This is a genomic window from Occallatibacter sp., from assembly GCF_049802275.1.
Taxonomy (GTDB): domain Bacteria; phylum Acidobacteriota; class Terriglobia; order Terriglobales; family Acidobacteriaceae; genus Telmatobacter.
In genome coordinates this window covers 1-12,076 of record NZ_JBARMD010000144.1, presented here as the reverse complement: position 1 = coordinate 12,076, position 12,076 = coordinate 1, and the positions used below count along the sequence as shown (strand labels likewise).

Here is a 12,076-nt window from a genome sequence, read left to right as displayed (position 1 = left end):
CGGACGAGGATGCGGACGCCATAGCGCAAGTCCTGCATGAGGCGATCGAGCCATGTCCAGCCCCAGGCTTCGCGGGACTGCTCGCGCATGCGCAGGCTGTTGCCGAAGTTGCTGCGGCCGGCGCGGGAAGCCATCTCGCGGTGGAATTCCATGTCGGCTTCAAGTTCCGCGTCGAGACGGCGGCGGTTGACGAGGTAGAGGAAGCGGCGCCAAAGCTCGCCCATGGGGAATCTCCTATGCGGTGCGCAGAATGTCCTGGATGGCCTGGGTGACGCGGTCGTAGCCGGCGAGTTCGGCTTTCAAATGTGCGCGGCCCGCAGGCGTTAGTCGATAGAAACGCACTTTGCGATTGGTTTCAGAGATGCCCCACTCGGCGGTAACCCAGCCCTTTACCAGCATTTTTTGCAGCGTGGGATAGAGGAGGCCTTCTTCGACGGCGAGGACTTCGCTGGAGAGCAGGTGTATGCGCTGGGCGATGGCGTAGCCATGGAGAGAGCTGGATTGGAGCACACGCAGAATGAGCATCGGGAGCGCGCCGGGAGGCATTCCGTCTTTAGGCCTAATCGACATAGGCATCACGATATTATGCCTCAATCAGCTTGTCAAGGCGAAGGGGCATTCGGCATGATCAAGTCCGGGTGGCTAATGCAGAGATGGCTTGATGGAAGGGCGATTGCAGTTGTTCTGCTCATTTGCGCGGGCATTATGGCTGGCTCCGCTCAGTCCCCTGCATCTGGTTCTGCTCCCGCCTCGGTGAGCATTCGGGTTGACCTTGCGAAATCCCTTGGGCCCTATACACCGATCTACAGGTGGTTCGGCTATGACGAGTCGAACTACACGACCATGCAATACGGCAAGCAGCTTTTGCGAGAGCTGCACGATCTTACGCCGGAACCGGTCTACATCCGCGCGCATCACCTTCTCACTTCGGGGAACGGTGTCGCTGAGCTGAAGTGGTCTTCGTCGAATGTGTTCTCGCTCGATGCCAATGGAAAGGCCGTCTACGACTTCACCATCACCGACCAGACGTTTGACGAGTATCAGCGGGCCGGGGTGCGGCCGTTTGTCGAGCTTGGATTCATGCCGAAGGATCTCGCGTCGAATGTGCCCGGAGTGAATGAATACCAGGTGCATTATCCGGGGCCGACGATGGCGGGTGCATCGAACAATCCTCCGAAGGATTACGCGATGTGGGGCGAGCTGGTGCGGAAGTTCACCGAGCACCTAGTGGAGCGCTACGGCCGCGACAAGGTGAGCACGTGGTACTTCGAAGTGTGGAACGAGCCGGACATTGTGTATTGGCACGGCACGCAGGAGGAGTACACCAAGCTCTATGACTACGCAGTGGCCGGGGTTCGCGCTGCGCTGCCCGACGCGAAGGTGGGTGGCCCGGCCACGACTGGTCCCGGGTCGGAGAAGTCTGTAGCTTTTCTTGATGGATTTTTGAATCATTGCCTCAGCGGGCGCAGCGCGGCTGATGGCAAGGCAGTTCCGCTGGACTTCATTTCATTCCATCCCAAGGGACATCCGGAAACCGTGGACGGACACGTGCGAATGGGCCTTGCCGATGAACTGAAGGCAGCCCAAACCGGATTCGACATTGTTGCGAAGTACCCGCGATTCAAGCAACTTCCCATCATTTTGAGCGAGGCCGATCCTGAAGGCTGCGCTGCATGTTCGATGAAGACCAACCCTGCAAATGCGTATCGCAATGGACCGCTTTACGCCACCTATACCGCGGTCGCAATGAAGTCGCTGTTGGATCTTCAGGAGCAGTCGGGAGTGAATCTGGCAGGGATGCTATCGTGGTCCTTCGAATTTGAAGGCAAGGAGTATTTCGAGGGATTTCGTACGCTGGCGACCAATGGAATCGACAAGCCTATTTTGAATGTGTTTCGCATGGCGGGGCTGATGTCGGGCGATCGCGTGGAGACGGTTAGCGACGGGAAAGTTCGGCTCGCCGACATTCTGAAATCCGGAATCAGAGAGGCGCCGGACGTGGATGCTTTCGCAACCAAAGGGTTGCACCAGGCAGCCGTGATGGTGTGGAACTATCACGACGACGATCTGCCTGCGCCGACGACAACTGTGCAGGTGACAATTGCGGGAATTCCCGCCGGGGTGAAGCGCGTGCTGCTTGAGCACTACCGGATCGATGAGGAGCACAGCAACTCCTACGCCGTGTGGAAGCAGATGGGATCACCGCAGTCACCAACGGCCGAGCAATATGCGCGGCTGCGCCGTGCCGGGCAACTGGAGTTGATGACGTCTCCACGGTGGCTTGACGTGGACGCGGGCAGAGTGACCGTCGAAATGGCGCTGCCGCGGCAGGCTACATCGTTGTTCCGCCTGCAGTGGTAGCGATTGCTGTTGTGGCGACTACTTTCTAGGTGCTTTCATATCGTGGCCGCCTTGATGGAGGATCAGAGAGGCTACTTTACCTTGATCGTCTCTGATGAATTCGATTTCGGCTGGGACGACTAGAGGGAAGAATTTCGTTTCCGTCTCGGCATAGACCGGGAATTTGCCTTGACCGGTGGCCTGGGTCATCAGTTGGCCATTTTCCAACGTGACGACGAGATCAAATCCTTTGAACAGCGCGTAAGTGCCTTCGTATTGGGCGAGGGTCTTGGGATCCACCTGAATGGCAGTGCGGACCGTCGGCTGGAAATCGGGCCAATGGTATTCAGCGGCGACGCTGCGCATTACTTCATCGGCGATCTGGCCGCCGTTGTCGCCGTTGGTCATCACGAATGCGCCCTCGCCGTTTTTCTCGTAGGCGGCGAAGTTGTTGCGGAAGCCTTCGTTGGCACCCCCATGCGAGAAGTAGGGGTCGGCATCGGAGCCGCCGATTTCAAGACCGAGTCCCCAGTGACCCATGCCCGGCGTCAGCATCTGACGCGTCATGTCTGCTGAGAGCACATGATTGGCTTTGCCGGCGAGCGACTGCTCGACTTCAATGGCGTAGAGTGCGAGGTCTGTGGGAGTAGTCCAAAGACCCGCGGCTGCCATCTCTGGGTAGGTGTGCGCGCCGCCTTCGACCGGTTTCCCGTCGCCGTGATAGGGGGTAGCTGCGTTCTCGCGAAGGGATTGCGGCAGGGGCTGCTCGTAGGTGCTGTGATTCATGCCAATCGGAGCCAGCACTGAATCGTGGAGCAGCTTGGGAAATGGCTCGTGTGTTACGTCGATGAGCGCTAGTTGCATGATGGTGTAGCCGCCGCCGGAATAATTCCAGCGCGCCATTGGAGCGGCTTCGCTGCGAATCGCCGGAGTGTTGGCGGGCTTTTCGCCGTTGAGCACCTGCACCAGCGTCGGGACCGGCTCGGTGCTCGCATATCCTGGAAAGCCGTGCACGGTGGTACCGGCGGTGTGCGTGAGCAGTTCGCGGAGCGTGATCGGTTTGCCCGCTGCTACGGGATCGCTGGGGAATTTCCAACTAGTCAGGTAGGTGTTCACATCCGCGTCGAGTGAAAGCTTGCCTTCCTGCACCAGGCGGAGACAAGCCATCGCGGCCAGCGGTTTGCTGATGGAGCCTGCCTGGAACAATGTTTCTGGGTTTACGGGAGGTCCGCCGAGGCTGCGCACGCCGAATCCGCGGGCCCATTCGATTTTGCCATTGTGAAGGACGGCGATGCTGACGCCGGGAACGTTGAGTTCTTTCATACGGTCGGTAAGTGTGTGCGTTGCGTGTTCGTCGCCTTTCAGGATCACTCCGCCGATGAGCCCCGAGGTTACATGCTGAATGTGCTGCTCAACCTCCGCTTTGCTTTCGGCGGGACTTTGTGCCGGGGCAGACCACGCCAGGCAGCTGATCAACACCAAGGCGAATCCGAGTTTCCGGGCAACGAATTTATGCATGATTCCTCCGCGCAACAACGGTACCACTCGTCCCATCCTGCGCAGGTGGACCCCGTACCCCTCTGTTATCCTGATTGGTTTACTTGAAGCCACTTCAGGAGGCACGTATATGCCGGAACACAGGGCGCGCAAGCATCATCAGGACAGGGTGGCTGAGACGTTACGCGAAGAGATCGGCGCGATGATCGAGGGTGAGCTTTCTGATCCGCGTATTGCGTTTTGTTACGTAACAGAAGTCGTGCTGAATCCGGGCGGCAAGTCAGCGCGCGTGTATGTGGCCGTGGATAATGCCGTGCCCGATATTGCCAAGGCCGAAGTGGATACGGTAGCCGGGCTCGAGGCCGCCAAGGGATACATTCGATTTGAGTTGAAGGAGCGGATGGGCGTGCGCCATGTGCCGGAGCTGTCGTTTTTGGCCGACCGTTCGGGGCGCTTCCAGGCGCGGATCGAAGAGTTGATGGACCGCTCGCGAAAACGCCAGAAGGCTCCGGTGGAGTAGGCGCATGGATCTCCCCCGAACCAGCGCGAATGGTACCGGTCCCGGAAAGACAGCGCACGATTCAATTGCGGCCATTCTCAAAGTGATTCGCGAAGGCGAGCGCTTCCTGGTCTGTTCGCATTCGAGGCCCGATGGCGACGCAGTGGGCAGCATGCTGGCGATGGGGATGTTGATCGAAAAAATGGGGAAGCGCGCTGACCTGGTTTCGGCCGATCGTGTTCAGGCTGTTTATCGTACGCTGCCCCGGGCCGAGGACATTCGCACTGCCATGCGGGTGCACGGGCCTTACGATGCGGCGATCCTGCTGGAGTGTGACGGGTTGGAGCGCACGCGGCTGCAGGGATTGGAGAAGTTCTCTCTCATCAACATCGACCATCATGCAACGGGTCTGGAGTTTGCGGACATCAACTGGATCGATCACCAGGCGGCGTGCGTGGGGGAGATGGTGTATAGGCTCTTTCTGGCTGCCGGTATCGAAGTCACGCCAGAGGTTGCGACCTGCATCTACACTACCGTGCTGACGGATACGGGCGGGTTTATCTACGGAGGGACGCGGGCGTCGACGTTTAGTCTGGCGCGCGATCTGACGCTGGCCGGGGCGGATCCGATTCGCATCGCGCAACAGGTGTACTTCTCGACGTCGATTGCGAAGTTACTGCTGCTGGGTTCGGCACTCAGGAATCTGCACCGGGAGGGGCGCCTGGCCTGGCTGTGGATTACGCACGATGACATGGTGAGAAGCTGTGCCGTCGAGGAAGACTGTGAAGGAATTGCGAATTACGCGCTTTCAATTGCGGACGTGGAAGCGGCGGTGTTTATGCGGGAACTACCGGAGAGTCGCATCCGGGTGAGTTTGCGCAGTAAGGGCAGAATTAATGTGGCTGCCATTGCGGAGCGGCTGGACGGCGGAGGCCATGAGAATGCGTCGGGCTGTACGCTGGCGGGTCCACTGGATCGCGCGCGCACGCAGATTCTGGGGGAATTGCGTACGGCGCTCGCGGGAGTTGCAACTAAGCCGGGTTGAGACGCGGCGGGAATCTGTTAGCCTAGCATTTGTCTGAAACGCAGTGTAGTTTCTGCGCTTTGCCTGAGTTTTGAGGCGTGCATCAGTATTGCCCTGGCCGGTGGGATCCCCCAAGTCCCAGAGGGTTGGCCGGAAGGCTGGTTCAGAACGGTTCCGAACCGAGTAAGAGCGGAGCCGCTGTAGGGCCGCCTGGAGAATCGCTGGAAGTGGAGACTCAGCTACAACCAGTTGCACCGGATTCACCCGATAGTGGGCGCATGCGCCTGCCAACCTGGGCGACGTTCTGCGAGGCCGCGGTCTTCGTGGTCTTCAGCGTGTTTTTCATCCTATATGGAGTCGTGCCGCTGCTGGGCGGAGACGGACTGGGCCTGGTGGGTGCGGATGAGCCGCGCTATGCGCAGATTGCGCATGAGATGCTGGTGCGCTTTGACGCAGCCCATACGATTAAAGACCGGCTGAGCGCCTGCGTTACGCCGTATCTGTATGGACATCCCTGGCTCGAGAAGCCGGCACTCTACTATTGGCGGGCGATGTTCGTGTTTCAGGAATTCGGGGTGCATGACTGGAGCGCGCGACTTCCCTCCGCGAGTTTCGCTTTCATCATGGTGGCGCTCATTTATCTGCACATGAAGCGATTCCGCCCGGGGGGACACCTGGACGCTGCGTTGATCACGGTGGCTTGTGCGGGGATTATCGGCTTCTCGCGTGGCGCCTCGACAGACATGCAGATGGCCGCGCCGCTTTCGATCGGACTACTTGGGTGGTATGCGTGGTACGAAACGGACTCGAAGTTCTGGCTGTTTGACATCTATTTCTTTACCGGCGTAGCCACGTTGGCCAAGGGACCGGTGGCGCCGCTGCTGGCCATCGTTATTGTTTGCGCGTTTGCGTTTCTTCGCAAAGAGTGGTCCATCGTGCAGCGTTCGGTCTGGTGGCCGGGGATCGCGCTTTATTTCGCCATCACGCTGCCCTGGTTCATTGCAGTGCAGCATCAGAATCCGACGTTCTTCCGCGAGTTCTTCCTGGAGCACAACCTGGAGCGTTTTGCCACCAATCGCTACCAGCACTCGCAACCCTTGTGGTACTACTTCGTCGTTGTGTTGCTGGCGGTAATGCCGTGGACGGTGATCGCGGTACGGGCGCTCATTGACGGCGTGCAGACCTCGGTGGCGGAGTGGCGGCTGCGGCGACTGAATCCCAAGAAACGCGCTCCAAATCGCCCCGGGGATGCATTTCCTGAGTTCCTGGTGCTGTGGGCGATTATCCCCATTGTCTTCTTCTCGTTTTCGCAGTCGAAGCTGCCGGGATACATTCTGCCGTCTATTCCGCCTATCACGATCCTTACCGGCGACTATCTTTTCCGTCGCCGACAGGCAGGTTTGAATCGCTGGGAGCTGGCGGGCCACGCCGCATTGTGCGGATTGATGACGGTGTTTGCCTTGCTGCTGCCATGGTTTGTAGGGCACGGGCCAGTAATGCCTCCTCCACGCGCTGTGGTGGTGGCACTGCTGGCGTCGGCCGGAGCGGCGCTGCTGATTGTGGTGGTGGTGAAAGGCTACGGTGTGGCACGGCTGCGGCTGGCAACTACCGGAGTGCTCGTGGTGCTGATGTTTTTTCTTTACGGGGTCGGGCCGTTCTTCCTGATTCCGGAACTGGCGTCGACCAAGCGCGCGATTCACTTACTCGACAAGTCCTACTCGGCACGGCCGCTGGCCGATCGGCTGGCACTGCTGGCGCCCCCGGATGAGACCGTTGCTGTTTTCCGGGTGCGGCGCGACGTGGAGTACGGCCTGGCTTTCTACCGCAATCGCGAAGTGGTGAATTATGAAGACACAGGCGTGCCGGACGAGGAGCATCTGCTGGTGGCACGCGTGACCGGCCGCCGTGGCGTGGATCTGCACACGCCTGCTGCGCTGCAGGAGTACCTGGAGGGCCGCCACTACGAGGAAATCCTGAGCTGGCCCGAACAGGGACTCGAAGTCTACATGGTGGGCGCGCGGTAGATTCTGGTTACCCTAACAAAGTTAGGGCCTCGTATAACTTGCAGGGAAGCGGTAAATCGTGGCACAGTGAGCGGGAGGCCCGTTGGCGGCGAAAGGGGTAGTGTGCCACGCCGCAAAGCCGACTTGCATCTCTGACGCCGTCCGAGAGACGGTCGCATCCAATAAGGGAAACATGGCAGCTGGCGTGACTATCGAGATCCTCGATCTTCGGCATTTCGCTGCGCCGGTGCTGCGGCCCGTACTCGACGCTGAGGGAGAGCTATGGAGCAAGCGGCTGCACTGGGACTATCGGGCCTCAGCGCGGCTGCTGATGCAGTATCTCGATAACCATCTCCTGCCGGGTTATGCTGCGCTGGAATCGGGACAAGTTACCGGTTACGCCTTTTGCGTGTACGAAGAGACGAAGGCAGTGATCGGCGATGTGTTTGCACTGCCGGGGCAGAATCCCAACCGCGACGGAATGGCCGATGGAGCGCTGGAACCGGCGCGGGAAATCGAAGGGACGCTGCTGCGGCACCTGTTCGAGACGCTTCTGAACTCGCCTAACGTTGACCGGATAGAGTCACAACTTTTGCTGCATCCCTCGGGCACGCACTCGGCGATTTTTCGCGAGTCCCGATTCGAGATCTATCGCCGGCACTTCATGGTGCAACAGCTTGCTGGACACTGGAGCCGACCCCGGGTGGACTTGCCCCCCGAGCTTGAGCTGCGAGCATGGCGCGACGAGGACCTGAACGCCGCAGCCCGGTTGATCGCGACAGCGTACAGCGACCATCCCGACAGCCTTATCAACGACCAGTACCGGTCTGTGCATGGATCGATGCGCTTCCTGCACAATATCGTGCGCTACTCAGGGTGCGGGGTGTTTTCCGCGCCGGTATCGCATGTAGTGGTAGAGCGCGGCAGCCACGAACTGGCGGCGCTGGTTCTCGGATCCCGGGTCAGTCCGCAGAGTGGACATATAACGCAGCTCTGCGTGCACCCGAGCTATCGACGACATGGGCTCGCGCGGATGCTGCTTTCGGTAGCTGCGACGCATTTTGTGCGGCAGGGGGTGAGCGAGATTTCGCTCACGGTAACCGAGGCGAATGGCAACGCCATCGAGCTTTACAAGAGTGAAGGCTACGAATGCACCCACGTGTTCGACGCGGCGGTGTGGGAGCGGGAGAGCGTGGGCTAAGATCGCGCCTGGCCCTGGTCTACTTCTGCAATTTCTTCATTTCAAATACGGAGAGATGCTCTTCGGTGCTTCGCGACAGGCACAGTGCTTCTGATGCTCTCTGTGCCATTGGATTCGTTGTTCCAGAGTTGCCTTTGGGGGCATCTGATTCTTGGCGTGCCAGTTCTTGTTCAAGGCGGAGTCCTTTCTTGCGCTGACTCTTCCTGTTGCGAAGTTTACCGTGCGATCAGGAACATCACCCAGCTCAACACTATGGCCGAGCCGACGAACAGTGCCCAGCAGTAGAGACCATAGCGGAACATCTTCTGCGGCGTTTCACGCTGAGTGATGCCGAAGACCGTCGATGCAAACGTGGCGAAAAGCAGAACCGCAGTGAAATGGGAGGGCGAGAACATTAGAGCTTCCTCCCGGTGCGGATATTGTGCGCGTCGACTGCGGCAATGATATTCAGCAAGCCCGCCACGACAATGAAGCGCGTGCCCCAGTCGGCCACGGTGAGTTGGACCGAGTCGGCGCCGAGACCCATGGCGCGGCCCACAATGTAGAGCAGTCCGCTGCCGAGATCGCCAGCCAGGCCGAGCATTTCGAGAATGTCGTGGGCATTGGCGTAGAGGCGGCCCTGCATGGCCAAGCCGAGCGCGAACATGCAGACGATGGAGATCGCGAGCAATGCGCCGCGCCCCCATTTGCGCAGAAGAAAGTGTCCCGCACCAGGGATGAGCCATCCTGCAATCAGGGGTAAAAAGACGAATCCGCCCTGCGCGCTCTTTTGCGCAACGACGTTCTTGTTTTCAGGTTCTGCCATGCCTTCTTGACTATAACGCACGAAACAGGGTCGAAGTTCAGAGTTCAGACTCGGGTGTTCGAATCAAATTCTCACTAATTCTCGCTGGATTTTGCCGGTTACCCAGGCTTTGCCCGGGGCAGTGAGCATATCGATTTCGCTGCGGACGCCGAACTCGGGGAGGTAGATGCCGGGCTCGACGGAGAAGCAGGTGTTGGGCAGGATCTGGCGGATGTCATGCGTCTCCAGGTTGTCGAGGTGCGCGCCGGGGCCGTGGATTTCGTGGGCGATGTTGTGTCCGGTGCGGTGCGTAAAGTAGTCGGCGAATCCGGCTGCACGGATCACGGCGCGAGATGCGTCGTCGGCTTCGTAGCCGCAGATGGAGCGGCCTGTGGCGAAGGCCTGCTCGACGACACTGATGGCAGCGTCCCGGGCGTTGCGGACGGTTTCAAAGACGTGCTGCTCGCGCTCGCTGGGTTCGCGGCCGACGACGCCCGTCCAGGTGATGTCGTAATAGACGCTTTCGGCATCGTCGACGCGACCCCAGATATCGATCAGAAGGAAGTCGCCTTCCTTGATTTCGGCGGTGTGGTCGGCGGTGGGCTCGTAATGCGAGTCGGAGCAGTTGGCGTTGACGCTGACGTTGGGGCCATTTTCCCAGACGAGATTTGCTCGCTTCATGCCGTCGCTGAGCCACTGCACCATGTCGAATTCGGTGACTTTGCCGGGCTTGCCCTTGGCGGGACGAAGGCGGCGGCCGATTTCCTTCCAGGCTTCTTCGAGGATTTCGTCAATAGCCATCTGCGCGACGGAGTGGCTGAGGATCTGCTTCTCAGTGAGCACGGCTTCGAACTGGCTGACGAGGTCGGCGGAGCTAACGATTTGCTTGCCGATGCTACGAAGGAATTCAACGGTGCCCGCGTCGGCCATGGATACGTACATGATGGCGTTGTTGGGCGAGTACTGCATGGCGATGCGTTTGGATCCGGCGAGCATAGCTTCGAGGCCGGCGGCCAGTTCCTGCCAGCTTGAGTACAGTCCCTTTGACCCTGGGAGTGAGTCGAGCCTACCCTGCTCGATGCGGTGCATCAGCTTGCGCGGTTCGCCGGTGGCGGGGATGTAGTAGTACCAGCGGCGCGTGATGTGGGCCTTGGGATCGAGGCCGAGAATGCGTTCGCCAATGGGATCGCGGTGGTGATGGTCGTAGAAGAGCCAGCCGTCGTGGCCGGCGTCGCGCAAAGCCGATTGAATTGCTTCCAGGTTCATGGGGAGATTCTAGTGCAGAGATCAGGGGGTAGGCGCGACTGGGCGGAAGGAAAACAACTGTAGATCCCTCGGCTGCGCTCGGGATGACAAGTGATTCGATGGAGATTGAGGAATGCGGCGCTGACTCTACAGCGCCGCTAGAGCATCGGCCTGGGACGGGAACAAGCCGGCGTACTTCGTGATGCCAACCATGGTGAAAACCTTGGTGAAATGCGGCGACAGGCCGAAGGCATAGACCTTCTGGCCAGAGTTTGCAGCCTCGATGAGCATCTGGATAACGAGGGCGATACCGCTGGAGTTAATGTAGTCCACCTTCGTGAAATCGAGCAGCACGAGCTTGGCGGTCTCCTTGGGCAGCGACTGGTAGCTGCCGAGGACCGCATCTTTTGACGTGCTGGCAATGTCACCCTCAAATCGGAGGGCGGTGACGTTGTGTCCTGCTGGGGAAGTCAATTGGTCTACGCGCGCTTTGGTTTCACTCTGCACGATCTCGTGTCTCCGTATTAATCGGTTAGTCCGCTACTGCATCCAGACGAATGACGAGCCTGACATAACTGCTCTTGCCATTCGAGCCTTTAACCCATTCGGCCTCGTCGACCAGCGCCTGGATTAAGAACATGCCCATGCCCCGGGGATCTTCTTCACCATGAATCTTCTTATCGATGTCCGGCTTGGGGGGAACGGTCTTCAATCCCTTGCCATCATCAATCACTTTTACCTCAAGGGCGTTAATGCCAGCTGAAAGCACTACGCCAACGGAGAGGTCGTCGTTCAATTTATTGCCATGTTCGATGGCGTTGATGCAAGCCTCAGCCACGGCCGTTTTTAAATCCTCGACGCGATCTTCGCGGAAACCCATCAGTTTGGCCACAGCGGCGGCGGTGCTCATTGCCACTTTTTCGTAGCCGAGCTGCGAAGGCAGCCGCACCTCCACCGAAGTGGATTTCACCTTGCTCATGCCGGTATCTCCGTACCCTGCGCACACCTGCACAACGCAAGTGCGGTCATGTCGTCACTTTGCGGGCCGCCGTCGGCAAAGTCGTCAATTGTTGCCCACAATGAATCGAGGATAACATCGGCTCGTTCGCCGGGACACTTAGAAAATTCGCTCATAAGTCTTTCCGGGCCAAACTCTTCCTCGCCGCGGAATACCTCCGTGAGGCCGTCAGTGTAGAACAGCAGCCTCGTCCCCGGTGTAAACACGGCTTGCTCGCTGGAGTAGCGCATGCCCGGAAGAAGTCCCAAAGGCGTGCCGGCAGCCTCGAATTCGCGGGTGGCGCCGTCGGCGGAAACCAGGAAGCCGGGGTTGTGGCCGGCGTTGACCACCTCGATCTTGCCCGACTCGGGGTGGAGGCGCAGAAAGATGGCGGTGACGTAGCGGCGGCGAGCCTCTTCGCCCTCGCGCCAGTGGTGCTCATTCATGCGCGTGGCCAGCTCGTCGAGGGGCGGCCCGGTGATGGCC

At 59.4% G+C, this 12,076-nt stretch carries 14 protein-coding genes; 5 read left to right on the top strand and 9 right to left on the bottom strand.

Going from position 1 to position 12,076, the window contains the following annotated elements:
• Together WA354_RS04645 and WA354_RS04640 are read right to left on the bottom strand one after the other, a co-directional pair.
• On the bottom strand, positions 1 to 224 hold a 224-nt coding region (locus WA354_RS04645), incomplete at its 3' end, for a hypothetical protein (RefSeq protein ID WP_472811840.1).
• 10 nt (positions 225 to 234) lie between these two features.
• The gene (locus WA354_RS04640; protein WP_472811839.1) at positions 235 to 576 is read right to left on the bottom strand and encodes a PadR family transcriptional regulator; all 342 of its coding nucleotides are present in this window, start codon (positions 574 to 576) and stop codon (positions 235 to 237) included.
• 48 nt (positions 577 to 624) lie between these two features.
• On the opposite strand from WA354_RS04640, the gene WA354_RS04635 reads away from it, so the two are divergent.
• The gene (locus tag WA354_RS04635) at positions 625 to 2,361 is read left to right on the top strand and encodes a GH39 family glycosyl hydrolase (protein ID WP_472811838.1); all 1,737 of its coding nucleotides are present in this window, start codon (positions 625 to 627) and stop codon (positions 2,359 to 2,361) included.
• Between the two features lie 18 nt (positions 2,362 to 2,379).
• Here WA354_RS04635 and WA354_RS04630 read toward each other — a convergent pair whose 3' ends face one another.
• A complete protein-coding gene (locus tag WA354_RS04630) occupies positions 2,380 to 3,858 on the bottom strand; it encodes a serine hydrolase (RefSeq protein WP_472811837.1) in 1,479 nt (492 codons plus the stop codon).
• On the opposite strand from WA354_RS04630, the gene rbfA reads away from it, so the two are divergent.
• The 4 genes from rbfA to WA354_RS04610 all read left to right on the top strand — a co-directional run bounded on the left by rbfA (position 3,857) and on the right by WA354_RS04610 (position 8,564).
• Entirely contained in the window at positions 3,857 to 4,357 is a 501-nt protein-coding gene (gene rbfA / locus WA354_RS04625; RefSeq protein ID WP_472811836.1) for a 30S ribosome-binding factor RbfA, read from the top strand. The genes WA354_RS04630 and rbfA overlap by 2 nt on opposite strands.
• Before the next feature lie 4 nt (positions 4,358 to 4,361).
• Positions 4,362 to 5,381: a DHH family phosphoesterase gene (locus tag WA354_RS04620; protein ID WP_472811835.1), complete on the top strand. Its 1,020-nt coding sequence runs from the start codon at positions 4,362 to 4,364 to the stop codon at positions 5,379 to 5,381.
• 206 nt (positions 5,382 to 5,587) lie between these two features.
• Positions 5,588 to 7,384 carry an ArnT family glycosyltransferase gene (locus WA354_RS04615; RefSeq protein ID WP_472811834.1) on the top strand — a complete coding sequence of 599 codons (1,797 nt, stop codon included), beginning with the start codon at positions 5,588 to 5,590 and terminating at the stop codon, positions 7,382 to 7,384.
• Between the two features lie 172 nt (positions 7,385 to 7,556).
• The gene (locus tag WA354_RS04610; protein ID WP_472811833.1) at positions 7,557 to 8,564 is read left to right on the top strand and encodes a GNAT family N-acetyltransferase; all 1,008 of its coding nucleotides are present in this window, start codon (positions 7,557 to 7,559) and stop codon (positions 8,562 to 8,564) included.
• 215 nt (positions 8,565 to 8,779) lie between these two features.
• On the opposite strand, the gene WA354_RS04605 is transcribed toward WA354_RS04610, so the two are convergent.
• The 6 genes from WA354_RS04605 to WA354_RS04580 form a co-directional block, all read right to left on the bottom strand.
• The gene (locus tag WA354_RS04605; protein ID WP_472811832.1) at positions 8,780 to 8,959 is read right to left on the bottom strand and encodes a hypothetical protein; all 180 of its coding nucleotides are present in this window, start codon (positions 8,957 to 8,959) and stop codon (positions 8,780 to 8,782) included.
• Positions 8,959 to 9,369: a DUF6677 family protein gene (locus tag WA354_RS04600; RefSeq protein ID WP_472811831.1), complete on the bottom strand. Its 411-nt coding sequence runs from the start codon at positions 9,367 to 9,369 to the stop codon at positions 8,959 to 8,961. Before WA354_RS04600 ends, WA354_RS04605 begins: the two co-directional genes overlap by 1 nt.
• 63 nt (positions 9,370 to 9,432) lie before the next feature.
• Positions 9,433 to 10,614: a M24 family metallopeptidase gene (locus WA354_RS04595; RefSeq protein WP_472811830.1), complete on the bottom strand. Its 1,182-nt coding sequence runs from the start codon at positions 10,612 to 10,614 to the stop codon at positions 9,433 to 9,435.
• Between the two features lie 126 nt (positions 10,615 to 10,740).
• Positions 10,741 to 11,100 (bottom strand): STAS domain-containing protein, encoded by a 360-nt coding sequence (locus WA354_RS04590; protein WP_472801447.1) that lies wholly within the window; start codon positions 11,098 to 11,100, stop codon positions 10,741 to 10,743.
• A gap of 25 nt (positions 11,101 to 11,125) precedes the next feature.
• Positions 11,126 to 11,572, bottom strand: coding sequence for an ATP-binding protein (locus WA354_RS04585; protein WP_472805998.1), 447 nt, complete (start codon positions 11,570 to 11,572; stop codon positions 11,126 to 11,128).
• Positions 11,569 to 12,076, bottom strand: a 508-nt coding sequence (locus tag WA354_RS04580; RefSeq protein ID WP_472811829.1) for a PP2C family protein-serine/threonine phosphatase, incomplete at its 5' end; no start/stop codon positions are given. The genes WA354_RS04580 and WA354_RS04585, both read right to left, overlap by 4 nt.